The organism is Variovorax gracilis, assembly GCF_030317115.1.
Taxonomy (GTDB): Bacteria; Pseudomonadota; Gammaproteobacteria; order Burkholderiales; family Burkholderiaceae_C; genus Variovorax; species Variovorax gracilis.
In genome coordinates, this window is record NZ_JASZYF010000001.1 from 383409 (window position 1) to 406485 (window position 23077).

The 23077-nt window shown below is 65.1% G+C and carries 18 protein-coding genes and 1 tRNA gene; 11 read left to right on the forward strand and 8 right to left on the reverse strand.

Annotation, left to right across the window (positions count from 1 at the left end; translation table 11 throughout):
* Nucleotides 1–17: 17 nt before the first annotated feature.
* Nucleotides 18–3809, reverse strand: a complete 3792-nt coding sequence (gene hrpA, locus QTH97_RS01845) for an ATP-dependent RNA helicase HrpA (protein ID WP_444813379.1) — start codon at nt 3807–3809, stop codon at nt 18–20.
* Nucleotides 3810–3945: 136 nt separating this feature from the next.
* Here hrpA and argA point away from each other — a divergent pair, with 136 nt between their 5' ends.
* From argA to QTH97_RS01900, 11 genes are all read left to right on the forward strand, one after another.
* Complete coding sequence (gene argA / locus QTH97_RS01850) at nt 3946–5292, forward strand: amino-acid N-acetyltransferase (protein ID WP_286566280.1); 1347 nt, start codon at nt 3946–3948, stop codon at nt 5290–5292.
* 30 nt (nt 5293–5322) lie between these two features.
* A complete protein-coding gene (locus QTH97_RS01855; RefSeq protein WP_286566281.1) occupies nt 5323–5724 on the forward strand; it encodes a hypothetical protein in 402 nt (133 codons plus the stop codon).
* Between the two features lie 12 nt (nt 5725–5736).
* Nucleotides 5737–6936: a succinyldiaminopimelate transaminase gene (gene dapC, locus QTH97_RS01860; protein ID WP_286566282.1), complete on the forward strand. Its 1200-nt coding sequence runs from the start codon at nt 5737–5739 to the stop codon at nt 6934–6936.
* 8 nt (nt 6937–6944) lie between these two features.
* Nucleotides 6945–7769 carry a 2,3,4,5-tetrahydropyridine-2,6-dicarboxylate N-succinyltransferase gene (gene dapD, locus QTH97_RS01865; protein WP_286566283.1) on the forward strand — a complete coding sequence of 275 codons (825 nt, stop codon included), beginning with the start codon at nt 6945–6947 and terminating at the stop codon, nt 7767–7769.
* 80 nt (nt 7770–7849) lie between these two features.
* Entirely contained in the window at nt 7850–8998 is a 1149-nt protein-coding gene (locus tag QTH97_RS01870) for a PilT/PilU family type 4a pilus ATPase (RefSeq protein ID WP_286566285.1), read from the forward strand.
* 16 nt (nt 8999–9014) lie between these two features.
* On the forward strand, nt 9015–10193 hold the full coding sequence (gene dapE, locus QTH97_RS01875; RefSeq protein WP_286566286.1) for a succinyl-diaminopimelate desuccinylase: 1179 nt from the start codon (nt 9015–9017) through the stop codon (nt 10191–10193).
* Complete coding sequence (gene prmB / locus QTH97_RS01880) at nt 10190–11050, forward strand: 50S ribosomal protein L3 N(5)-glutamine methyltransferase (protein WP_286566287.1); 861 nt, start codon at nt 10190–10192, stop codon at nt 11048–11050. Before dapE ends, prmB begins: the two co-directional genes overlap by 4 nt.
* Before the next feature lie 30 nt (nt 11051–11080).
* Nucleotides 11081–13096, forward strand: a complete 2016-nt coding sequence (locus QTH97_RS01885) for an ABC-F family ATP-binding cassette domain-containing protein (protein WP_286566288.1) — start codon at nt 11081–11083, stop codon at nt 13094–13096.
* A gap of 12 nt (nt 13097–13108) precedes the next feature.
* Entirely contained in the window at nt 13109–13681 is a 573-nt protein-coding gene (locus QTH97_RS01890; RefSeq protein WP_286566289.1) for a hypothetical protein, read from the forward strand.
* Nucleotides 13682–13878: 197 nt separating this feature from the next.
* Nucleotides 13879–14124, forward strand: a complete 246-nt coding sequence (locus tag QTH97_RS01895) for a hypothetical protein (RefSeq protein WP_286566290.1) — start codon at nt 13879–13881, stop codon at nt 14122–14124.
* A 169-nt stretch (nt 14125–14293) separates the two neighbouring features.
* On the forward strand, nt 14294–16024 hold the full coding sequence (locus QTH97_RS01900) for a tannase/feruloyl esterase family alpha/beta hydrolase (RefSeq protein WP_286566291.1): 1731 nt from the start codon (nt 14294–14296) through the stop codon (nt 16022–16024).
* Nucleotides 16025–16061: 37 nt separating this feature from the next.
* Here the strand turns inward: QTH97_RS01900 and QTH97_RS01905 are convergent, their stop codons facing one another.
* The 7 genes from QTH97_RS01905 to tolB all read right to left on the reverse strand — a co-directional run bounded on the left by QTH97_RS01905 (nt 16062) and on the right by tolB (nt 23007).
* A complete protein-coding gene (locus QTH97_RS01905; RefSeq protein ID WP_286566292.1) occupies nt 16062–16370 on the reverse strand; it encodes a hypothetical protein in 309 nt (102 codons plus the stop codon).
* Between the two features lie 94 nt (nt 16371–16464).
* The gene (locus QTH97_RS01910; protein ID WP_286567068.1) at nt 16465–18402 is read right to left on the reverse strand and encodes a polysaccharide biosynthesis protein; all 1938 of its coding nucleotides are present in this window, start codon (nt 18400–18402) and stop codon (nt 16465–16467) included.
* Between the two features lie 1057 nt (nt 18403–19459).
* A tRNA-Lys gene (locus QTH97_RS01915) sits at nt 19460–19535 on the reverse strand.
* A 56-nt stretch (nt 19536–19591) separates the two neighbouring features.
* On the reverse strand, nt 19592–20407 hold the full coding sequence (locus QTH97_RS01920; RefSeq protein WP_444813380.1) for a tRNA threonylcarbamoyladenosine dehydratase: 816 nt from the start codon (nt 20405–20407) through the stop codon (nt 19592–19594).
* A 10-nt stretch (nt 20408–20417) separates the two neighbouring features.
* The gene (gene ybgF, locus QTH97_RS01925) at nt 20418–21167 is read right to left on the reverse strand and encodes a tol-pal system protein YbgF (RefSeq protein ID WP_286566295.1); all 750 of its coding nucleotides are present in this window, start codon (nt 21165–21167) and stop codon (nt 20418–20420) included.
* 2 nt (nt 21168–21169) lie between these two features.
* Nucleotides 21170–21682: a peptidoglycan-associated lipoprotein Pal gene (pal, locus tag QTH97_RS01930; RefSeq protein WP_286566296.1), complete on the reverse strand. Its 513-nt coding sequence runs from the start codon at nt 21680–21682 to the stop codon at nt 21170–21172.
* Between the two features lie 20 nt (nt 21683–21702).
* Entirely contained in the window at nt 21703–23007 is a 1305-nt protein-coding gene (gene tolB / locus QTH97_RS01935; protein WP_506555382.1) for a Tol-Pal system beta propeller repeat protein TolB, read from the reverse strand.
* Nucleotides 23008–23077: the final 70 nt, after the last annotated feature.

Sequence of the window (23077 nt, forward strand, 5' to 3'; positions counted from 1 at the left end):
GTCTGCCGCCGGGCTTCTCAGCTTTCGAGCTGTACCCAGAGCTTATCGAGCCGCTTCACGCTGACCGGCTGCGGCGTGCGCAGTTCCTGCGCGAAGAAGCTCACGCGCAACTCTTCGAGCAACCAGCGAAATTCGCTCATCCGCTCGTCCGTCGCGCCCTTGCGTTCAGCCAGCAATCGCCAGTAGCGCTGCTCCTGCGGTCGAAGCTCGGCCAGTCGCTGCGCATCCCGCGCCGGATCGCCGCGGAGCTTGTCGAGCCTCAGCGTGATCGCCTTGAGATAGCGCGCGAAATGCTGGAGCCGCGGCCACGGCGTGTCGGCGATGAAGCGCTTGCCCATCAACCGCTGCAACTGCTGCGCGGCGTCTGCCGTGGCCGTGGGCTGCACCTTCGTGTCCTTGATCTTGCGCGCCGCCTGCGTGTACTCGGTGAGGATCACACCGGCCAGCCGGGCGACCTCGTTCGCGATCAGCGTGAGCCGGCCGCGGCCCTCTTCCACGCGGCGCTTGAAACCCGCCTCGTCGGTCGGTAGCGGCTCCTGCAGAAAGGCGCGTTCCAACGCAACGTCAATGATCTGCGCCCGAATCTCTTCGGCGGTGCCGAGCGGCATGTACGCCACGGCCATCTTCTGCAGGTCGGGGATGTTCTTCTCGAGGTACTTGAGGGCGTCCTTCAGTTGCAGCGCGAAGAGTCGCCGCAGGCCGCTCCGGTGCTTCGCGGCTGCAACGGCCGGCTCGTCGAAGACCTCGATCGTGACCGCGTCGCCGCCATCCAGCAGCGCCGGGAATCCGATCAGCGACTGCGCGCCGCGCCGGACTTCCATCAACTCCGGGAGTTCGCCAAAGGTCCAGGCGGTATAGCGCTGGCCCGCCGGCAATGACGGGGTCTCGGGCGAATCCGGCGCGGACTTTTCCGATGACAGCGCTGCTGCACCTGGAGATCCGCCGGCCGCAGGCTTCGCGGACGCCTTGACGTTGAGCCCCGCCAGAGCCTGGAAAGCACCGCGCGCCTGCGCGCCCAGTTCCGCCTTCAAGGCGCCCAGGTTGCGCCCCATGCCGAGTTGGCGGCCGTGTTCGTCCACCACGCGCAGGTTCATGAAGAGATGCGGCGGCAGCATGTCGAGCTTGAAGTCGGCGCGCTTCACGTCGAGGCTGGTCTGGTCGCGCACGCGCTTGAGCAAGGCGTCGGTGAGCGAACCGTGGCCGAAGACTTCCGGCGCCGCGAGCATCTCGCTCAGGCGCGCGGCCGATTCCGGCAGGGGCACCAATCGGGCCCGCGGCTTCTGCGGCAGGCTCTTGAGCAGGGCCTGCACCTTGTCCTTCAACATGCCGGTCACCAGCCATTCGCAGCGCTCCTCGCTGACCTGGTTCAGCACGAAGAGCGGCACGGTCACAGTCAGCCCGTCCTTCGCGTCGCCCGGCTCGTGCAGGTAAGTGGCAGCGCAATCGACACCGCCCAGGCGCAGGGTCGGCGGGAACGATTGCGTCGTAATGCCGGCCGCCTGGTGCCGCATCAGTTCGTCGCGTGTCAGGTACAGCAGGCGCGGCTGCGCCTTCGACTGCTGGCGGTACCAGTTCTCGAAGGTGATGCCGCTCGCGACATCCGGCGGCAACTGGGCGTCGTAGAAGGCGTAGATCAGTTCGTCATCGACCAGAACGTCCTGACGCCGCGACTTGTGCTCCAGGCCCTCCACCTCGCGTACCAGCTTGCGATTGGCCGCGAGGAAAGGCAGCTTGCTCTCCCATTGGCCGCCGACGAGCGCTTCGCGAATGAAGATCTCGCGCGCTGCGACCGGGTCGACCTTGCTGAAGTCGACGCGCCGCCCGCTGTACACCACGAGCCCGTAGAGGGTCGCCCGTTCCAGCGCCGCGACCTGGGCACCCTTCTTCTCCCAATGCGGATCGAGCAACTGCTTCTTGAGCAGATGCCCGGCGACCTGTTCGAGCCACTGCGGCTCGATGTTCGCGATGCCGCGCCCGAACAGACGCGTGGTTTCGACCAGTTCGGCACAGACGATCCAGCGTCCCGGCTTCTTCTTCAGGTGCGCGCCCGGATGCCGGTAGAACTTGATGCCGCGCGCACCGAGGTAGGCCTCGTCGTCCTCGAGCTTCCAGCCGACGTTGCCGAGCAGGCCCGAGAGCATGGAGAGGTGCAGGGGCTCGTAGCCGGCGGGCTCGGTGTTGATGCGCCACTTGTGCTCGGTGACGACGGTCAGCAATTGCGAGTGGATGTCGCGCCATTCGCGCACGCGCCGGACGTTGATGAAGTTCTGGCGCAGCAGCTGTTCGTACTGGCGGTTGCTGAGCTTGTGAGTAGGGGTCGTGCCCCCACCGCGTGCCTCGATGATCCATTTCCAAAGCCGCAAGTACCCGCTGAACTCGCTCTTCTCGTCATCGAACTTCGAATGCGCCTGGTCCGCCTGCTGCTGCGCCTCCATGGGGCGATCGCGAACATCCTGGACCGACAAGGCACTGGCGATCACCAGCACCTCTTCGAGGGCACCGCGCGTGCGGGCCTCCAGGATCATCCGGCCGACGCGCGGATCGAGCGGCAGCCGGGACAGTTCGACGCCCGTCGGCGTGAGCTCGTTCGCGTCGTCCACCGCACCGAGTTCGTTGAGCAGTTGGTACCCGTCGGCGATCGCACGCCGCTGCGGCGCTTCAAGAAACGGAAAGCGCTCGACGTCACCCAGGTGCAGAGACTTCATCCGCAGGATCACGCCTGCGAGCGACGAACGCAGGATTTCCGGATCGGTGAAGCGCGGCCGGCCTTCGAAGTCCTTCTCGTCGTAGAGCCGGATGCAGATACCGTTGGCCACCCGGCCGCAACGGCCCGCGCGCTGGTTGGCCGCCGCCTGGCTGATCGGCTCGACCAGCAGCTGCTCGACCTTGCTGCGGAAGCTGTAGCGCTTGACCCGCGCGGTGCCGGCGTCGATCACATAGCGGATGCCCGGTACCGTCAGCGAGGTTTCGGCGACGTTGGTGGCCAGCACGATGCGGCGGCCGGTGTGGCCGTCGAAGATTCGGTCCTGCTCGGCCTGGGAGAGGCGGGCGAACAGCGGCAGCACCTCGGCGCTGCGCATCAGCGGCTGATGGCTCAGGTGCTTGCGCAGATGGTCGGCCGCCTCGCGGATCTCGCGCTCGCCGGGTAGGAAGACCAGGATGTCGCCCGCGTTGTGCGGATCGCGCCAGAGTTCGTCCACGCCGTCGGCGATGGCGTCATTGAGGTCGTAGTCGCGCGATTCCTCGAAAGGCCTGTAGCGCTGCTCCACCGGGAAGGTCCGCCCCGACACCATGATCGTCGGCGCGGGCCCCTTCGCCGAGGCGAAATGCTGCGCAAAGCGATCCGCATCGATGGTCGCCGAGGTCACGATCACCTTCAGATCCGGCCGGCGCGGCAGGATCTCGCGCAGGTAGCCCAGCAGGAAGTCGATGTTCAGCGAGCGCTCGTGCGCTTCGTCGATGATGAGCGTGTCGTACGCCTTGAGGAGCGGATCGGTCTGCGTCTCCGCCAACAGGATGCCGTCGGTCATCAGCTTGACCGACGCGTCGCGCGACAGCCGATCCTGGAAACGCACCTTGTAGCCAACCACATCGCCCAGCGGCGTCTTCAGCTCCTCGGCGATGCGCTTGGCGACCGACGACGCCGCAATGCGGCGCGGCTGGGTATGGCCGATCAGCCGGCCCTTGCCCGGCGAGGCGTTGAGCTTGCCTCGCCCCAGCGCCAGAGCGATCTTGGGCAACTGCGTGGTCTTGCCCGACCCGGTCTCGCCACAGACGATCACGACCTGGTTCGCCGCGATGGCGGCCATGATTTCGTCGCGCCGGGCCGACACCGGCAGGGATTCGGGGAACTCGATTCGAAGTGGAGGCGAAGACAAGGCGGGCAGTTCGGGGAAAATCGCCGATTATCTTGCGCCCGGCCCTTCCGCCTCCCCTACCCCGCCAATGTCCACCGTCTTCAACTTCACCTTCGTCCCCTGGTTTCGCTCGGTGGCACCCTACATCCACATGCATCGCGGCAAGACCTTCGTGGTCGCGATGGCCGGCGAGGCGATCGCGGCCGGCAAGCTGCAGAACATCGCCCAGGACCTGGCCCTGATCCAGAGCATGGGCGTCAAGGTGGTGCTGGTGCACGGCTTCCGCCCCCAGGTCAACGAGCAGTTGCGCGCCAAGGGCCACGAGGCAAGGTACTCCCACGGCATGCGCATCACCGACGAGGTGGCGCTGGACTGCGCGCAGGAGGCCGCCGGCCAGCTGCGCTACGAGATCGAGGCCGCCTTCAGCCAGGGCCTGCCGAACACGCCGATGGCCGGCTCCACGATCCGCGTCATCTCGGGCAACTTCATCACTGCGCGGCCGGTCGGTGTGGTCGACGGCGTCGACTTCCAGCATTCGGGACTGGTGCGCAAGGTCGATGCGGCTGGCATCCGGCGCGCGCTGGATTTCGGCGCAATGGTGCTGATGTCCCCCTTCGGCTTCTCGCCCACCGGCGAGGCCTTCAACCTGACGATGGAAGAGGTTGCGACCAGCGTGGCGATCTCGATCCAGGCCGACAAGCTGATCTTCCTGTCCGAGATTCCCGGGATTCCGCTGGACACCAGCTTGCCGGTCAGCGAGGACAACCCGATCGACACCGAATTGCCGCTCGACACGGCGAAGAAGCTTCTGGAGTCGCTCTCGCCTCCGCAGCGGCCGACGGACACTGCCTTCTACCTGCAGCATTGCGTGAAGGCCTGCGAGGCAGGCGTGGAGCGCAACCACATCCTGCCTTTCAGCGTGGACGGCTCGCTGTTGCTGGAGGTGTACGTGCACGACGGCATCGGCACCATGGTGATCGACGAGAAGCTCGAATCGCTGCGCGAAGCGACGGCGGACGACATCGGCGGCATCCTGCAGCTCATCGAGCCCTTCGAGCGAGACGGCACGCTGGTGAAGCGCAGCCGCACCGAGATCGAGCGCGACGTCGGCCAGTACACGGTGATCGAGCACGACGGCGTGATTTTCGGCTGTGCGGCGCTCTACCCCTACCCCGAAGCCAAGACGGCGGAGATGGCGGCGCTGACCGTGTCGCCCCAGTCGCAGGCGCAGGGCGACGGCGAACGCATCCTCAAGCGGATCGAACAACGGGCCAAGGCCCAGGGCCTGGAAAGCATCTTCGTGCTGACGACGCGCACCATGCACTGGTTCCTGAAGCGGGGTTTCCAGCAGGTCAACCCTGACTGGCTGCCCGAGGCCCGAAAGCGCAAGTACAACTGGGACCGCAAGAGCCAGGTGCTGGTCAAGAAGCTCTGAATTGCGGCGCACATCACCGAGGAGAACGCGATGTTTCCATGGCTCTGGTTCTGGTCCCCGACCTTGCACTTTCCGTTCAGCGGCAGCGTGGCGCAGCAGATCGAGCCGGATACGAGCTGGTTCTTCGCGGGAATTCCCCCCTGGGCGGGCAACGGCGAGCTGGAAAAGAAGGCCTTCGACGTTGCCAGCTACGGGCGGCAAATTGGCTGGATCACGGAAGTGCTGCTGGCCGACAAGCAATACAAGTCGGTCACCCCGGCTCAGGGTGCCGATTCCCTCGACAAGCTTCAGAAGGCCTACGACAAGATCGAGGCCGCCAAGAAGCAAAGCCGCGCCGAGATCGCCGATGCAGCGGCCTCGGCGCTCGCCAGGCTGCGGGAAGCCGATCCCGACGCCTATGACCGCCTGCTGGCGCTCGCGGCCAGGCCCTGATAATCCAGGCCCATGAATCCCCTGCTCGCCAAACTGCAGCCTTACCCGTTCGAGCGGCTGCGCCAACTCTTCGCGGGCGTCACGCCGAACCCCGAATTCGCCCCCATCAGCCTGGGCATCGGCGAACCCAAGCACCCCACGCCGGCGTTCATCAAGGAAACCCTGTCCAACAGCCTCGGCGCGCTCGCCGTGTATCCGGCGACGGCTGGCGAACTCAAGCTGCGCGAGTCGTTCACGGGCTGGCTGCAGCGTCGATACGACCTGGCGCTGGACCCGGCCACGCAGGTGCTGCCGGTCAACGGGTCGCGCGAGGCCCTGTTTGCGCTGGCGCAGACGGTGATCGATTCCAGCAAATCGCCGGCGCCCGTGGTGCTGTCGCCCAATCCCTTCTATCAAATCTACGAAGGCGCGGCCTTCTTGTCGGGCGCGGAGCCCTACTACGTGCCCAGCGTGGCGGCGCGCAACTTTGCCGTCGACTGGGACAGCGTGCCCGCCGAGGTCTGGGCACGCACCCAGCTCGTCTTCGTCTGCTCGCCGGGCAACCCGACCGGGGCCGTCATGCCGCTGGACGAGTGGCAGAAGCTCTTCGCGCTGTCGGATCGCCACGGCTTCGTGATTGCGGCCGACGAGTGCTACAGCGAGATCTATTTCCGCGACGAACCGCCGCTCGGCGGACTCGAGGCCGCGGCGAAACTGGGCCGCAGCGATTTCCGCAACCTCATCGCCCTCACCTCGCTGTCCAAGCGCAGCAACGTACCCGGACTGCGCAGCGGCTTCGTGGCTGGCGATTCGGCCATCATCAAGTCTTTCCTGCTCTATCGCACCTATCACGGCAGCGCCATGAGCGGCACGGTGGCCGCAGCCAGCATCGCGGCATGGAACGACGAGACCCACGTGATCGAGAACCGCGCCCAGTACCGCGCCAAGTTCGCCGCCGTCACGCCCTTGCTCGAATCCGTGCTCGACGTTCGCCTGCCGGACGCCAGCTTCTACCTCTGGGCCGGCGTCCCGGCCTCGTGGAAAGGCGACGACCAGGGCTTCGCCCGTGCGCTCTACGCTCAATACAATGTGACGGTGCTGCCCGGCAGTTACCTCGCCCGCGACGTAGCCGGCGCCAATCCGGGCCGCGGGCGCATCCGAATGGCGCTGGTCGCCGACACGGCCGAATGCACCGAGGCCGCGCAACGCATCGTGAACTTCATCCAGAACTGAGTTTTTCCATGACCCAACAACTCCAGCAGACCATCGACGCCGCGTGGGAAGACCGCGCCAACATTTCCGCCACCAGCGCTCCGAAGGAAGTCCGCGATGCCGTCGATCACGTCATCGCCGAACTCAACAACGGCCACCTGCGCGTCGCCACCCGTGAGAGCGTGGGCCAGTGGACCGTGCATCAGTGGATCAAGAAGGCCGTGCTGCTGTCGTTTCGCCTCAAGGACAACGAGCAGATGCAGGCCGGCTCGCTGGGCTTCTACGACAAGGTACCGACCAAGTTCTCGCACCTGTCGGCCGGCGAGCTGAAGGAAGCCGGCGTGCGCATCGTGCCGCCGGCCGTGGCGCGCCGCGGCAGCTACATCGCCAAGGGCGCGATCCTGATGCCCTCCTACGTGAACATCGGCGCCTATGTCGGCGAAGGCACCATGGTCGACACCTGGGCTACGGTCGGTTCCTGCGCCCAGATCGGCGCCAACGTGCACCTCTCGGGCGGCGTCGGCATCGGCGGCGTCCTGGAGCCGCTGCAGGCCGGCCCGACCATCATCGAGGACAACTGCTTCATCGGCGCCCGCTCCGAAGTGGTCGAAGGCGTGGTGATCGAGGAAAACTCCGTGTTGTCGATGGGCGTCTACATCGGCCAGAGCACGCCGATCTACGACCGCACGACCGGCGAAGTCAGCTACGGCCGCGTGCCGTCGGGCTCGGTCGTCATCAGCGGCACGCTGCCCAAGGACAACGGCAAGTACAGCCTGTACGCTGCCATCATCGTGAAGCGTGTCGACGCGCAAACCCGCGCCAAGACCTCGCTCAACGATCTGCTGCGCGACTGAGAGCCCAAGAGGAAGCCGGCCGCCTGAGGGGGCGGCACGGTGGCCGTGTTTCACAACCACAACGCTGAGGAGAAATGCCGATGAACACGATGGAGCGAATTCTTCGCCTGATGGCCGAACGCAAGGCTTCCGACATCTATCTATCGGCGAACTCCCCGGCGCTGATTCGCATCAACGGCAACTGCATGCCGATCAATGGCCAGGTGCTGCCGCCGGAGGCGCCCCTGAGCCTGCTTTCGGAGGTGGTGCATGAGAGCCGAATCGCCGAGTTGGAACGCACGGGCGAACTCAACATGGCGATCGGCCTCGACGGCGCAGGCAACTTCCGCATCAGCGCCATGCGGCAGCGCGGCAGCTATGCCGTCGTGGTGCGGCACATCGCCTCGGTCATCCCGTCCTTCGAGGACTTGAACCTGCCCGAGATCCTCAAGACGCTCGTGATGGAAAAGCGCGGGCTCATCCTGATGGTCGGGTCCACCGGTGCCGGCAAGAGCACGACGCTGGCCTCGATGCTCGACTACCGCAACGAGAACGCGACCGGCCACATCCTGACGGTCGAGGAACCGATCGAGTTCACCTTCACCAACAAGAAGTCGATGGTGAATCAGCGCGATGTGGGCAGCGACACGCAATCGCTCCAGATCGCGTTGAAGAACGCGCTGCGCCAGGCGCCCGACGTGATCCAGATCGGCGAAATCCGTGATCGCGAAACCATGACCGCCGCGATCGCCTACGCGCAATCGGGCCACCTCTGCGTGGCCACGCTGCACGCCAACAACAGCTACCGGGCGCTGAACCGCATCCTGAGTTTCTACCCGGTGGAAGTGCGCCCCACCCTGTTGGGCGACCTCGGCGGTGCCCTGCGCGCCATCGTCGCGCAGCGCTTGCTGCGCACGCCCAACGGCGCCCGCGTCCCGGCGCTCGAAGTGCTGCTGAACACGGCGCTGGTCGCCGAGCACATCGGCAAGGGCGACTTTTCGGCCGTCAAGGAAGCCATGGAACAGTCCATGGCCGAAGGGTCACAGACCTTCGAGGAAGACATCGCCCGCCTGATCACCGAAAATCTGGTCACCCGCGAGGAAGGCTTGGCCCAGGCCGACTCGCCGACCAACCTGATGTGGCGCCTGCAGAACCGCAAGGCGCCGCAAACCCGCAGCGAAGAACGCTCCCTCCTCGACCAGGTCGAGGAACCCACCTTCACGGACATCACGCTCGACGTGCGTCTGTGATCCATTTGTCATCTCGATGTCCCGAACGCTCCAGCTTGCCGAACAACTGATCTCCCGCCCCTCGGTCACCCCCGACGATGCGGGGTGCCAGGAGATCCTCGGCGAACGGCTGGCGCGGCTCGGATTCCGGCTCGAGAGCATCGAAAGCGGCCCGGCCGACTTCCGGGTGACCAATCTGTGGGCAGTCCGGCCCGGCGCCGCCCCGATCGGCGCAAGCCGGACGATGGCTTTTGCGGGTCACACCGACGTCGTGCCCACCGGGCCGGTCGAACACTGGACCAGCCACCCCTTCACGCCCACCCACCGCGACGGCAAGCTCTACGGCCGCGGTGCCTGCGACATGAAGACCTCGCTCGCGGCCTTCGTCGTCGCGATCGAAGAATTCCTGGCCGCGAAGCCGGATCCACGCCTCACCCTCGCCCTGCTGCTTACCAGCGACGAGGAAGGCCCCGGCGTGGACGGCACGGTCGTGGTCTGCAACACGCTGGCTGCGCGCGGCGAACGTATCGACTACTGCATCGTCGGCGAACCGACGGCCGTCGAGCGCTGCGGCGACATGATCAAGAATGGCCGGCGCGGCACCATGAGCGGCAAGCTGACCGTCAAGGGCGCGCAGGGCCACATCGCCTATCCGCACCTGGCGAAGAATCCCGTGCATTCGCTCGCGCCAGCGCTGGCCGAGCTGGTCGCGATCAACGCGGCAGGCGGCTGGGATGCGGGCAACGACCACTTCCAGCCGACAAGCTGGCAAGTCAGCAACATCCACGCGGGGACCGGCGCGAGCAACGTCATCCCGGGTACCGCGGTGGTCGACTTCAACTTCCGTTTTTCGACCGAATCGACACCGGAGTCGCTGCAGCAACGCGTGCACGCCGTGCTCGACAGCCATGGTGTCGACTACACGCTGGCGTGGACCGTCGGCGGATTGCCCTTCCTCACGAAGCCGGGCGAACTGGTCGAAGCGGTGCAGCAGTCCATCCGCGACGAAACCGGCATCGAGACCGAGTTGTCGACCAGCGGCGGCACGAGCGACGCCCGGTTCATCGCGAAGATCTGCAAGCAGGTGGTCGAACTGGGTCCCGTGAACGCCAGCATCCACAAGATCGACGAGCACATCGCGGTCGCCGAGATCGAGCCGCTCAAGAACATCTATCGCCGCACGCTGGACAGGCTCGAAGCGCTGCTCTTCGTATGAGCACCGTCATTGAACTGATCGAGGCCGGCGCCAAGCAGCTGGCCGACGCGGGTGTTGCGTTCGGCCACGGTACGGACAACGCCTTCGACGAGGCCGTGTGGCTCGTGCTCTGGCGCCTCGGCCTGCCACGCGATGAACTGGACGAAGTCGCCGACCGCCCGGTGTCGCCGGCGGACGCTGCGCGCATCAGCCAGCTCTTCGCCCAGCGCATCGAGACGCGCAAACCCGCCGCCTACCTGACCAAGGAAGCCTGGCTGCAAGGCGTGCCCTTTTACGTCGACGAGCGCGCCATCGTCCCGCGCAGCTTCATTGCGGAACTGCTGGCCGACGGCAGCATCGATCCCTGGCTGGGCGAACACACGCGCCGCGTGCTGGACCTGTGCACCGGCAACGGCAGCCTCGCGGTGCTGGCGGCGATGACCTACCCGGACATCGCAGTCGATGCGGCGGACCTGTCGACCGCGGCGCTCGAAATCGCGGCCATCAACGTGACGCGGCATGAGCTCGACGACCGCGTTACGCTGCTCGAATCCGATGGCCTCGCCAGCGTGCGCGGCCCCTACGACCTCATCCTTTGCAATCCGCCGTACGTCAATGCGCAGAGCATGACCACGCTTCCCGCCGAGTACCGCGCGGAGCCCGAACTGGCCTTGGCCGGCGGCAGCGACGGCATGGATTTCATCCGCCGGCTTCTCGCCGAAGCGCCCGCCTGCATGAGCGATTCCGCCGTGCTGGTGCTTGAAATCGGCAACGAGCGCGCCCACTTCGAGGCCGCCTTTCCGCAGCTCGAAGTGGTGTGGCTCGCCACCAGCGCAGGCGAAGACCAGGTACTGCTGGTCACCCGCGATTCCCTCTGAAGAAATGCCCGCCAGCGCGCGGGCAATGAAATGATCACTCTCAAGAACGTCATCCTGCGCCGCAGCGCCAAAGTGCTGCTCGACGGCGCCAGCGTCACCATCAATCCCGGCGAGAAGGTCGGCCTGGTGGGACGCAACGGCGCGGGCAAGTCCACGCTGTTCGCGCTTTTCAACGGCACGCTGCATGAAGACGGCGGCGACTTCTCGCTGCCGAAGCAATGGCGCATGGCGCAGGTCGCGCAGAACATGCCGGAAACCGACGAACCGGCGACCGAATTCGTGGTGGGCGGCGACACACGGCTGGTCGAACTGCGCGAGGCCCTCGCCCTCGCGGAGGCGGGCCACGAAGCCGACCCCGACGACCATGAAATGGGCATGGCCCTCGCCCATGCCTACACCGACCTGGCCGATGCCGGCGAGCACGATGCCGTGCCGCGCGCGCAGTCGCTGATCCTCGGCCTGGGCTTCAAGGCCCACGAACTCGACCAGCCCGTCAACAGCTTCTCCGGCGGCTGGCGGATGCGGCTGCAGCTCGCGCGTGCGCTGATGTGCCCGAGCGACCTGCTGCTGCTCGACGAACCGACCAACCACCTGGACCTGGACGCCCTCGTCTGGCTCGAATCCTGGCTGCAGAAGTACGCCGGCACGATGATCGTGATCAGCCATGACCGCGAATTCCTCGATGCTGTGACCGACGTCACCCTGCACATCGATCACGCCAAACTCACGCGCTACGGCGGCAACTACAGCGCCTTCGAGACACTGCGCGCCCAGCAGATGGAGCTTCAGCAGGCGGCGTTCGCCAAGCAGCAGGACAAGATCGCCCACCTGCAGAAGTTCATCGACCGCTTCAAGGCAAAGGCCAGCAAGGCCAAGCAGGCGCAGAGCCGTGTCAAGGCGCTGGAACGCATGGAAAAGGTCGCGCCCCTGCTGGCCGAGGCAGACTTCAGCTTCGAGTTCAAGGAGCCGGGGAATATCCCGAACCCGATGCTGTCGATCAGCGATGCCAGTTTCGGTTATCGCATGGAAGACGAGCCGCCCAAGACCATCCTGCGCGGGGTCAACCGCTCTGTGCTGGCCGGCCAGCGCATCGGGATCCTGGGCGCCAACGGCCAGGGCAAGTCGACGCTGGTCAAGACCATAGCCCGCGAAATGGGCGCGCTGGCCGGGACGGTCACCGAAGGCAAGGGCCTCAACATCGGCTACTTTGCACAGCAGGAACTCGACGTGCTGCGTCCGCAGGACACCCCGCTTGAACACATGGTCCGCATGGCGCGCGAACTGGGCTCCGCCGCCAAGGAGCGTACGGGCGAGCAGGACCTGCGCGGCTACCTGGGCAGCTTCAACTTCAGCGGCGACATGGTGAAGCAGCCTGTCGGCACCATGAGCGGCGGCGAGAAAGCCCGCCTGGTTCTGGCGATGATGGTCTGGCAGCGCCCCAACCTGCTGCTGCTCGACGAGCCCACCAATCACCTGGACCTGGCCACGCGCGAGGCGCTCGCGGTCGCGCTCAACGAATTCGAAGGCACTCTGATGCTGGTGAGCCACGACCGCGCACTGTTGCGCTCCGTGTGCGACGAGTTCTGGCTGGTCGGCCGCGGCGTGGTCGGCGATTTCGACGGCGATCTGGACGACTACCAGCGCTACCTGCTCGACGAGGCCAAGCGCCTGCGGGAGGAGGCCAAGATCGCCACGCGCGACGCGGCCACCGCGGCTGCGGAGGAAGCGGCACCGCCCCCGGTCGCCAGCGCACCGGCACCGGAGGCCGCGCCGCAGGGCAAGAACCAGCGCAAGCAGGATGCCCAGGATCGCCAGCAGCGCAGCGAACAGGCCAAGCCGATCAAGCGGGAACTCGCGCAGATCGATCAACGCCTCGCCGCCGCCACGACCGAGAAGGCCTCGCTCGAAGAGCGGCTGGCGCAACCCCTGGCTGCCGCGGACATCGCCGAAGCGGGCAAGCGCCTGAAGACGCTGAATGACGAAATTGCCCAGCTCGAAGAGCGCTGGCTGGCCTTGTCCGACAAACTCGAGTCGCTCGCCGCCTGATAATTCAGCGGCATGCCCTCCGCCATCGAACTCGCCCAAGGCGATCCGGAACTCATCGCGGCCATTCGGCGCAGCCGGCGTCTACTCGGCCGGAAGGCGCTGATGGCTGCTGCGGTCGGCGCCGTGCCGATCCCTGGAATCGACTGGGCGGCCGATGCGGCGCTGCTGGCGCGGGTGATTCCGCAGATCAGCACGGAATTCGGGCTTTCTGTGACGCAAGTCGACCGCCTGGCACCCTCCGAGCGAGAGCGCATCCGCAAGGCGGCGGCGACGGTGGGCGCTTTGCTGGTCGGTCGTCTGGTGACGCGCGAACTGCTGATCGGGCTGGCCCGCCACGCCGGGGTCAAGCTGACGGCCAAGCAAGCCACCAAATACGTGCCGATCGTCGGCCAGGCGGTCTCCGCCACACTGAGCTACGCTGCGATGCGCGCGCTGGGCGAACTGCATATCAAGGACTGCGTGCAAGTGGCGCGGACCCTGCGGCACCTGCTGCCGCCGGCGTCGGGCGGTGAGCGTCGGGTGGAGTTGGCGGCGCAGCGGCCATCTCGGATTGGCGGGGTGTGGAATCGTCTCAGGCTGCGCTGACGGCCGGAAGCCTTGAATCCCGAACATATCCATGATGCGCTGTTGGACTACCACGACACGCGAAGAATGTCTATCGGCCGGAAGGTGGATAATGGACATACTCACGCAAATCAGCGAAGCTGGGGTGAGTCCCTACAGTTGAAGGTACGGATCGAACTAAGGTCCACTCCGCACGACAGAATCCGGAGGAGCGGAAGATGAACGAGACAGACTTGGCAGCGTCGGTAGATCGGCTGATGGCCCGCGTCGACTATTACCTGCACTGCGAGTTGGATGAAGAGTACGACCACGATCGACCGGACACCGCGCGCCGATTGCTGGAAGCGGCATTGCGCCAGGAATTGGTCCGCGCAAGTGCCGTGGGTATTGTCTCCGCCATTGCAGAATCCCCCCATCCTGTACTCGACGACGCCGAACATTTGGGCCGCGCCCGAAGCGCATAGGAAGCAGAAAAGGCCGCATCAGCGGCCTTTTTTTTTGGCCCTCTCGCCCAGGAATTCCGCTTCCTGGCTCGGGTTTGCACTAACCATCCTCGTTTCCACAAGAACCTATATTGGTTATCTTCAATAACCGTATTGACCCTGCCAAGGGCCAGTTCAGCAGGAGACAACCATGGTGCAAATCAAGTTGCCGGCCCTTCGGCCGACGATGCTGATGATCAGTACAGCGGCCGTGCTCGCGGCGTGCGGCGGCGGGGGTGGAGGCAGCGGCTTCTTGCTACCCCAGGCAACGACCCAGGCACAGCCTGGCAAGCTGCTGTATTGCGACGAACTTGCAGCCCGGGCCGCCCAGGCCGGCACCGTCTACACCTCCGTGACGTCCGTGGCAGCCGGAGCGCTGACAGTCACCGGCGCCAGCACACAGGTGCCTGCACATTGCCTCGTCAAAGGGAAGATGAATGAGCGCACCAGTTCCGTCGACGGTCAAACCTACGCGATCGGCTTCGAGATGCGCTTGCCGGTCGACTGGAACGGCCGGTTCTTCTACCAGGCCAACGGCGGACTCGACGGCAGCGTCGTGACGGCCACGGGCGGCGTCGGCGGTGGCGGGCCGCTCTCCACCGCGCTGCACATGGGTTTCGCGGTGATCAGCTCCGATGCCGGTCACGCTGCACCGACGCCCAGCTTCGGCATCGATCCCCAAGCTCGGGTGGACTACGGCTACAACGCCGTGGCGCAACTCACGCCAATGGCCAAGAACCTGATCACCAAGGCGTATGGCCGCGGCCCCGATCGCTCGTACCTTGGCGGTTGCTCCAACGGCGGCCGGCATGCCATGGTGGCGGCCTCGCGCTACGCGGATCAGTACGACGGGTTCCTCGCCGGCGACCCGGGCTTCAACCTCCCGAAGGCCGCCGTCGCGCAACTCTACGGAGTGCAGCAATACGCCACCGTCACGACAGGCCTGACTGCGCAAGGCAAACCCGATCTGCAAACGGCGTTCGCACAGGCCGAGCTGAACACGGTCGCCAAAGCCGTGGTGGCGCGCTGCGACGCACTCGACGGCCTGGCCGACGGCATCGTCTCGGATGTTCCGAAATGCCGCACGACATTCAACCTGGCCACGGATGTCCCCTCCTGCTCGGGTGCGCGAGACGGGACCTGCCTGACCACCCCCCAAAAGACCGCGCTGTCGAACGTCTTCGCCGGCGCCCGGAACAGCGCCGGCACCGCGATCTACAGCACCTTCCCATTCGATGCGGGCATCAACGGCACCAACTGGCGCCAATGGAAGTTCGCCAACTCCCAGGTACTGGACACGGGCGCGGTGGGTTTCGTGTTCAGCACGCCCCCCATGGGCCCGAGCAGGCCTTCCGGCATCGACTTCGCGCTGGCCTTCAACATGGACACCGACGCGCCGACCATCTTCGCAACCAGCGGTGTCTACGCCGAGTCGTCCATGTCGTTCATGACCCCTCCGAATCCGACGCAGCTCAAGACGCTGCGCGACCGCGGCAGCAAGCTGCTGGTCTACCACGGCACCAGCGACCCGGTGTTTTCCTCCGACGACACCACCAACTGGTATGACGGCCTGCGCGCCAACAGCGGCGGCGATGCGTCCGCCTTCGCTCGTTACTTCCCCGTGCCTGGCATGAACCATTGCGCCGGCGGACCGGCAACGGATCAGTTCGACATGCTTTCGCCACTCATCGCATGGGTCGAGCAAGGCAAGGCGCCAGATTCTGTGAAGGCAACAGCCCGCGGCGCAGGCGCCAATGTGGTCAACACCGAAATACCCGCGAGCTGGTCTGCCAGCCGGACGCGTCCCCTGTGCCCCTACCCCAAGGTTGCGACCTACTCCGGCGGCAATCCCGAAGACGCGGCGAGCTTCGCCTGCAAGTAGCGACGGCGCGTGGCGGAGCCGGACCGGAGGGCGTGCCTCACGACCTCCCGGCGCCGCCGCGCTTCCTGGCCGAGCCGTCCCCCCAAGCCATCGAGATCAAGCCGAAGATCAACAACCAGACCGCGCCGGAAAACACCGCGCCGCCCCAGTGCGTGCCGGTGTCGCAGCTCAGGTCCAGGAACTTCGAAAGGGTGGAGCTTCTATCGACGGCCAGCGTCGCGAACCGCGCAGGCAGGTAGTAGAGAAACTGCAGCCACTCCAACAAGTCGCTGACGGAGATTCGACCATCCCTGTTGGAGTCGACGACGATCTCGAGCCTCTGGCATTGATCAGCGAATATGACCATCCTTCAATCTCCGTAAGGGCTTTCGCTGGATCATCCCACGCAAAGAAAAGAGGCGCCGCTTTGGCGCCTCTCGTTGCATCAACTCGCTCGAATGTCAGGCAGCAGCCAGGGCCTCAGGCATGCGCTCTGCCACGCGCTCCATGTGGACCCAGTCGACCAACTCGCTGCTCGGGTTGTAGCCGCGCACCGCCTGTTGCAACAAGTCACTGACGGATTCCAGGTCGTTCGCTTCGACTGCAGTCGTCAGCGCCTTCAGTATCACACTCAGTTCAGGCCAATGCAGAAAATCCTCGTGCGCCTTCATGATGCGGGGATGATTCGTCGGCAAAGGGTTGTCGCCGATCAGCAGTTCTTCGTAGAGTTTCTCTGCCGGACGCAGGCCCGTAACCTCGATCGCAATATCGCCCTCGGGATTGTCGGCATCGCGCACGGTCATGCCTGAAAGCTCGACCATGCGACGCGCCAGGTCGCGGATCTTCACCGGCGCGCCCATGTCCAGCACGAACACGTCACCCCCGCTGCCCATGGCCCCGGCCTGAAGCACCAGTTGCGCCGCCTCGGGAATGGTCATGAAGTAGCGCGTGATCTCCAGGTGCGTCAGCGTGATCGGCCCGCCTCGCTTGATCTGCTGGCGGAACAGCGGTACCACCGAGCCGGAGGAGCCCAGCACGTTGCCGAAACGCACCATGCTGAATCGAGTCGCATCGGGCTTGTCCTCGACTTCCCGGGCTAGCGCCTGCAATACCATCTCGGCCAATCGCTTGCTCGCGCCCATGATGTTGGTAGGACGCACCGCCTTGTCCGTGCTGACCAACACGAAGTCGCTCACGCCTTGCTCTGCTGCCACGCGCGCGGTGACCCAGGTGCCGATCGCGTTGTTCTTCACCCCTTCGGTCGCGTTGTGCTCGACCAGCGGCACGTGCTTGTAGGCAGCCGCATGGTCGAGCGTCGCCGGGCGCCAGGCCCGCATGATTTCGCGCATTCGCCTTTCGTCGCGGACGGAAGCGAGCAGCGGCACCACGCGAACCTCGGGGCCGGCATGGTTCGCCAACTGACCCAGCAGTTCGGAGTGAATCGAATACAGCGCGAACTCGTTGCTTTCCACCAGCAACAGCGTCGCGGGTCGCGTGCGCACAATCTGCCGGCACAACTCGCTGCCGATCGAGCCGCCCGCGCCGGTGACCAGCACCACCTTGCCGAGCACGTTCTTGCTCAGCAGGATGTCGTTCGGAGGCACCGCGTCACGGCCCAGCAAGTCTTCGATGTCGAGTTCGCGCAAATCGCCGGTCTGGACACGGCCCTGGGCCAGATCGGCCAGACTGGGCAGCGTGCGCACCGCCACGCGCAACCGCAGCAACACATCGAGGATCTCGTTGCGCCGCTTGCGCGAGACCGAGGGCAATGCCAGGAGGATGGTACCGACCTCGAGCGAGCGGACTCGATCCACCAGGTCGTCGGAACTGAAGACCGGCAGTCCGCCAACCACGCCGCCATGCAAGCGGGAATCGTCGTCCAGGAAGCCGACGACGCGCATGTCCCCATTGCTCGAAACCGCCTGGGACAACTGCTGTCCGGCCGAACCTGCTCCGTAGATCAGGACGTTCGGAAGGCCGTCAATGGGCATCCACTTGCGGTAGCCGCCCCCCAGCCAATGGCCGACGAACGCGCGCGAAGTGCCAACTGCCACCATGAGCAAGAGCGGCTGGATCACGCCGAGCGTGCGCGGAACGCCTTCGATCCCGATCAGCGTGAACACCATGCCAAACGACAAGGCGTAGAGGACCGAGGCATGCCACACCGCGACGAGTGCGCTTCCGTTGCCATAGCGATAGACGGTCCGATAGAGGCCGAACACCGCGAATAGCGGCAAGGCGATAAGAACCGAACCAACCAATGCCCACCACGCGGCGCCGGACGGCACCACCCATGCGCCGACGCTGAGCGACAGCGCGATCCCGACGGTGAGCACACAGAAGCAGACGTCGACCGCCAACGCCAGCAGGCGCTTGGCAAAGCGCGGAAGCCCCAGCATCGGCGGAGCAAATCGTTCGAGCAAGCTCCAGCCGAAAGCCCAGGCGACAAGGCGACCGATTGCCACCCCGGCGGCGTCGGCGCCGAGATCGCCCCATTCGGCCATGCGCAAGGATGTGAACGCTTGCAGTACTTCGATCAATGCACCATAGGCCAGGAGACCGCCAAGGACTGCGACGCCACGGCCGGGGTAGGCACTGAGGCCCACCAGCGCGAGCGCCGCAAACGCCAGCATGTGGTTGATCTTGTCCCCCTGGGGGATTAGCAACTGCAATGGCGAGACCGGAGTCATCGCAAGCGCCAGCACAGCCACACCGCAGATCCAGAAGCCGACACGAGCGAATCGCTGCCGGGCAAGTCGGGCCATCATCTGCGGTCAGTGGTTTGTGCAGATTTGGCTGCGACCCGTCGCGTCGAGCCGCACGGCCTCTCTTCGGCCGTTCTTTTTGTTGTTGAACGCATGAAATCGAGAATAGGACGAAGTTGCTCAGGCGCACTAGAGGCACCGTCCCGCTTCAATAACCGATACGCCCCGACTCACGGTTGAAAATTCTTATCGCCACATCGATAAGCCCATCAAGCTTGCCATGTCCAGCACTTGCCCACCCAGGTCTTGGTAGCGCGAAACCTGGCAAGGGCCAATTCCATTGGCGATCCTGCGGCTCCAAAGGCGCAGTCAACCATTTCGGCCGGACGTGGCGTTGACCTTGTAGTAGGCATACACGGCCTGCCCCTCGTGCACTGATGCCGAACCGGAGATCTCCGCCATGTTTACACGCAAGCGAACCACGTAGAGTTGGCGAGGCTCGCCGCTGGCGGCGCTCACGTCGCCCGCCTCGTTAGAGTTCTCTAATTTAGTTCTGGCAAGCTACGTCAGCGGTGAATTGCTGCGAATCGCACGAAATGACAAGGGGAAAGAGAATTTCCTTTTTCACATTTCACAATAGACGGCTTTTGAACTCCGTGAGCCATGGACAACGGCGAGCCGTCATGCGCATCGGAGCAAGAAAAAAGCCCGCTGTCTTTCGACAGCGGGCTTTTGCGATTCAACGGTGAAGTGGTAGGACGTACTGGATTCGAACCAGTGACCAACGGATTAAAAGTCCGCTGCTCTACCAACTGAGCTAACGTCCCAATACCAAATTTCGTAGACTGATCTTCGCCGGCATCAGATCCGGCAAAGCCCGAGATTATAGCGTGGCTTTTTGGGCAATCCTGTCGAGAATCCACCCCGCGGCACATTGTCCGAAGGTGGCTGTCACGCTGACCACCGACCCGTAGCCGTGGCAGTTGAGCGAGCCGTCACCCTCCACTGCGCATGAAGCATCTGGCGGCGCCACGCTTTCGCGGCTGAACACGCAGTTCACACCGATCTTGCGGCCCTCGCGCGGAGCTCCGTGCTCCTTGCGCAGCCGCTGGCGAAGCTGCGCGAGCAAAGGATCGTGCGTGACCAACGCAAGTTCATCGATGTCGACCTTGTGTGCTTGGCGCTTGCCGCCCGCTGCGCCGACCGTGATGAAGCCGGCGCCGGCATCGCGTGCCCACGCAGCCATCGCCACCTTGGCCTTGACCTGATCGCACGCGTCGATGACTCCGGCAACAGGGCCGTTCGTTGCTTGCGCCGCGGCGAGCAGTTGCAGCCAATTGTCCGGCTCCACGAACTCGTCGAGCGCGAGCACCTTGCAGGCCGAGTTGATCTGCGCAATGCGGTCGCGCATCGCCTCGACCTTGGCTTGGCCGACGGTGGCGTCCAGCGCATGAATCTGCCGGTTGATGTTGGACTCGGCAATGTGGTCGAGGTCGACCAATGTCAACCGTCCCACTCCGCTGCGCGCCAACGCCTCGACGGCCCACGAGCCAACGCCGCCGATTCCGACGACGAGCACGTGCGCATCTCGAATGGCCGCCGCTCCCGCAACACCGTAGAGACGCTCGAGCCCGCCGAAGCGACGGGCCAGATCGGCGTCGTCCGTCGGGGCGACGGGAGAAACAGTGCTCGACAAGATGCGGCCGATGTCAGCGGAGTCGCGAGAGGCGCTCGCGCCCTGCCTGCGCAGCTTCGGACTGCGGATAGGCCTTGGTCAGGTCTTCCAGCGTACGGCGCGCCGCACGCGTGTCCTTCAGCTCGATCTGGCAGTTGGCGATGGACAACACAGCTTCGGGCGCCTTCGCATGATCAGGCGCCAGCGACAGCATGGACCTGAAGTTGGCGATGGCCTCGTTGTAGTTGCGCGTCGCGTACTGCGCGTTGCCGAGCCAGAACAGCGCGGACGCGTTGTAGCCGCTCTGCGGGTAGCGCTTGACGAACTCGGCGAACGCCGTCTGTGCCTGCGCGAATTGACCGGCCCTGAAGATGCCCAGAGCCGCATCGAAGTCGGCCTTCTCGCGCGGATCAGCATTAAATTCTCGACCATCGACGGCCACCTTCGAGGGCTCGTTCTTCTTGAGCCGGTCGTCGACTTCCGTCTGGCGCTGCTGCATTTCGGTCAGCGTGCGCGTGAGCTGTTCGTTCTGCCCGGTCATGCGCGCCAGATCGCCACGCATCTGCTCGATCTGGTTCTGCAGATCGAGCAGGCTGCGGCGCAGTTGCGCGTTCTCGTCGTTCTGGCGTTGCTCGCTCTGCAGGCGCATGGCTTCAACGCGTTGACGCAGGTCGAGGATGGCGCGTCTCGCCTCGTCGTCCTCGAACAGCGCAGCCTGCGCGCCAAGAGAGGCGCACAGCAAGGCGGCTGCGAGGGCTGCCCCCCGCAAGAAAGCACCGCGCATGATCAACGGTAGGTGATTTCAGCGCGGCGGTTTTGCGCCCAGGCGTCCTCGCCCGAGCCTTGGGCGGCCGGCTTTTCCTTGCCGAAGCTCACGGCTTCGATCTGGCCATCGGAAACGCCCAGCAGCACCAGCGAACGACGCACGGCTTCAGAACGCTTCTGGCCCAGCGCCAGGTTGTATTCGCGGCCGCCGCGTTCGTCGGTGTGCCCTTCGATGGAGATGCGACGATTCGGGTTGGCCTTGAGGAAGCGCGCATGGCCGTCGATGAGTTGTTGGAACTCAGGCTTGACCGTGTAGCTGTCGAAGTCGAAGTAGATGATTCGTGCCACGCCGACCGGTCCCTGCGCGGTCTGCGCATTCGGGTCGATGCTGACCGGTGCCACGCCACTGGCAGCGCCACCCGAACCTTGGCCCGCGTTGCGGTCGACCACCGGCGTGTCGTTGAGCTTCGTGCCCGACGAGCAACCGGCGATCAGCGCCACGATGGCCAACGAATAAATCGTACGTTTCAACATTTTCGAACTCCTCAAGTTAATCATTGCTTTTGAAACGGACCCCAGTCCGGTTCGCGTATGTCTCCGGCCTGTCCCGCCAGGCGGGCCTTTATTTTTCCGTCGAGCGTCGTGGTCATCAGCGCTTCGCGGCCCTGCAGCCGGGTTGCGTAGACGATCAGCTTGCTGTTCGGGGCGAAACTTGGGCGCTCATCGGCAGTCGTGTCGGTGATTGCCTGCACGTTGCCCGTCGCCAGTTCCATCACGTGGAGTTTGAATCCGCCCCCCACTCGCGAGATGTAGGCCAACCACCGACCATCGCCGCTGATTGCCGGAGAAATGTTGTAGGTACCGCTGAAAGTCACCCGTGTCGGGTTGCCGCCATTGGCGCCCATCTTGTAGATCTGCGGCGCACCGCCGCGGTCGCTCACGAAGTAGATGGAACTGCCGTCCGCAGAGTACGTCGGCTCGGTGTCGATGCTGCTGCTCTGAGTGAGGCGTCGCGGCTCGCCGCCGCTCGAAGGGATCGTGAAGATCTGCGAGCCGCCATCGCGACTGAGCGTGACAGCCAACGTTCCGCCATCGGGCGCCCAGGCCGGTGCGCTGTTGTTGCCCTTGAAGTTGGCCACCAGGCGCCGCTGGCCGCTTGCCACGTTGTGCACGTACACCACCGGCTTGCGCGACTCGAAGGACACGTAGGCCAATTGCGTGCCGCTCGGCGACCATCGTGGGGAAATGATCGGCTCCGGACTTGCGAGCGCAGCCTGGGCGTTTTCGCCGTCGGCATCGGCCACCCAGAGCGTGTGGCGGGTTCCGCCCTTGGTGATATAGGCGATGCGAGTGGAAAAGATGCCTTTCTCGCCGGTCAACTTCTCGTAGACGTAGTCAGCGATCCGGTGGGCGGCAAGTCGCAGGTCCGCCTGCGGCACGGTGTAGCTCTCGCCGCCGAGATCCTGGCCGCGCACGACGTCCCACAGACGGAAACGCACATCGAAGCGGCCGTCGGCCAGCCGGTTGACGCTGCCCACGACGAGCGAGTCGGCAGTGCGCTGGCGCCACAGGGTCAGGTCGGGACGGGACGTTTCATCCAGCGACTGACCCGAAGCATCGACGCCACGGAACTGCCCGCTGCGCTCGAGGTCGGCCTGGACGATCGCGGAAATCTTCTGGGGCGATCCCGCCTCGCCCTTGAACGGGGCGAGCGCGATCGGCAACTGCGTCAAGCCAACGCCCGACACCTCGACCCTGAACTGGGCGAAAGCGGGGAGCACTGGGGAGGCGGCAAGGGCCGCAATCAGGGAGCGGCGACCGAAGAACGATGAAGAAGGGGCGGGGGGAAAGTCTTGCAACGGCTTTTTCATGCAGTTCGGAGAAGGTTCCGAGGATTAAGTTTCTTCTGTCTCGGACGGAAACAGCCGA

Excerpts from the sequence above, each read along its gene's own strand:
- QTH97_RS01855 (WP_286566281.1), top strand. The coding sequence starts at position 5,323 with ATGTTTCCATGGCTCTGGTTCTGGTCCCCGACCTTGCACTTTCCGTTC.
- ybgF (WP_286566295.1), bottom strand. The coding sequence starts at position 21,167 with ATGCGCGGTGCTTTCTTGCGGGGGGCAGCCCTCGCAGCCGCCTTGCTG.
- QTH97_RS01900 (WP_286566291.1), top strand. The coding sequence starts at position 14,294 with ATGGTGCAAATCAAGTTGCCGGCCCTTCGGCCGACGATGCTGATGATC.
- QTH97_RS01910 (WP_286567068.1), bottom strand. The coding sequence starts at position 18,402 with ATGCTGGGGCTTCCGCGCTTTGCCAAGCGCCTGCTGGCGTTGGCGGTC.
- QTH97_RS01890 (WP_286566289.1), top strand. The coding sequence starts at position 13,109 with ATGCCCTCCGCCATCGAACTCGCCCAAGGCGATCCGGAACTCATCGCG.
- dapC (WP_286566282.1), top strand. The coding sequence starts at position 5,737 with ATGAATCCCCTGCTCGCCAAACTGCAGCCTTACCCGTTCGAGCGGCTG.
- QTH97_RS01905 (WP_286566292.1), bottom strand. The coding sequence starts at position 16,370 with ATGGTCATATTCGCTGATCAATGCCAGAGGCTCGAGATCGTCGTCGAC.
- QTH97_RS01885 (WP_286566288.1), top strand. The coding sequence starts at position 11,081 with ATGATCACTCTCAAGAACGTCATCCTGCGCCGCAGCGCCAAAGTGCTG.
- pal (WP_286566296.1), bottom strand. The coding sequence starts at position 21,682 with ATGTTGAAACGTACGATTTATTCGTTGGCCATCGTGGCGCTGATCGCC.
- argA (WP_286566280.1), top strand. The coding sequence starts at position 3,946 with ATGTCCACCGTCTTCAACTTCACCTTCGTCCCCTGGTTTCGCTCGGTG.
- prmB (WP_286566287.1), top strand. The coding sequence starts at position 10,190 with ATGAGCACCGTCATTGAACTGATCGAGGCCGGCGCCAAGCAGCTGGCC.
- dapE (WP_286566286.1), top strand. The coding sequence starts at position 9,015 with ATGTCCCGAACGCTCCAGCTTGCCGAACAACTGATCTCCCGCCCCTCG.
- QTH97_RS01895 (WP_286566290.1), top strand. The coding sequence starts at position 13,879 with ATGAACGAGACAGACTTGGCAGCGTCGGTAGATCGGCTGATGGCCCGC.
- QTH97_RS01870 (WP_286566285.1), top strand. The coding sequence starts at position 7,850 with ATGAACACGATGGAGCGAATTCTTCGCCTGATGGCCGAACGCAAGGCT.
- dapD (WP_286566283.1), top strand. The coding sequence starts at position 6,945 with ATGACCCAACAACTCCAGCAGACCATCGACGCCGCGTGGGAAGACCGC.
- hrpA (WP_444813379.1), bottom strand. The coding sequence starts at position 3,809 with ATGGCCGCCATCGCGGCGAACCAGGTCGTGATCGTCTGTGGCGAGACC.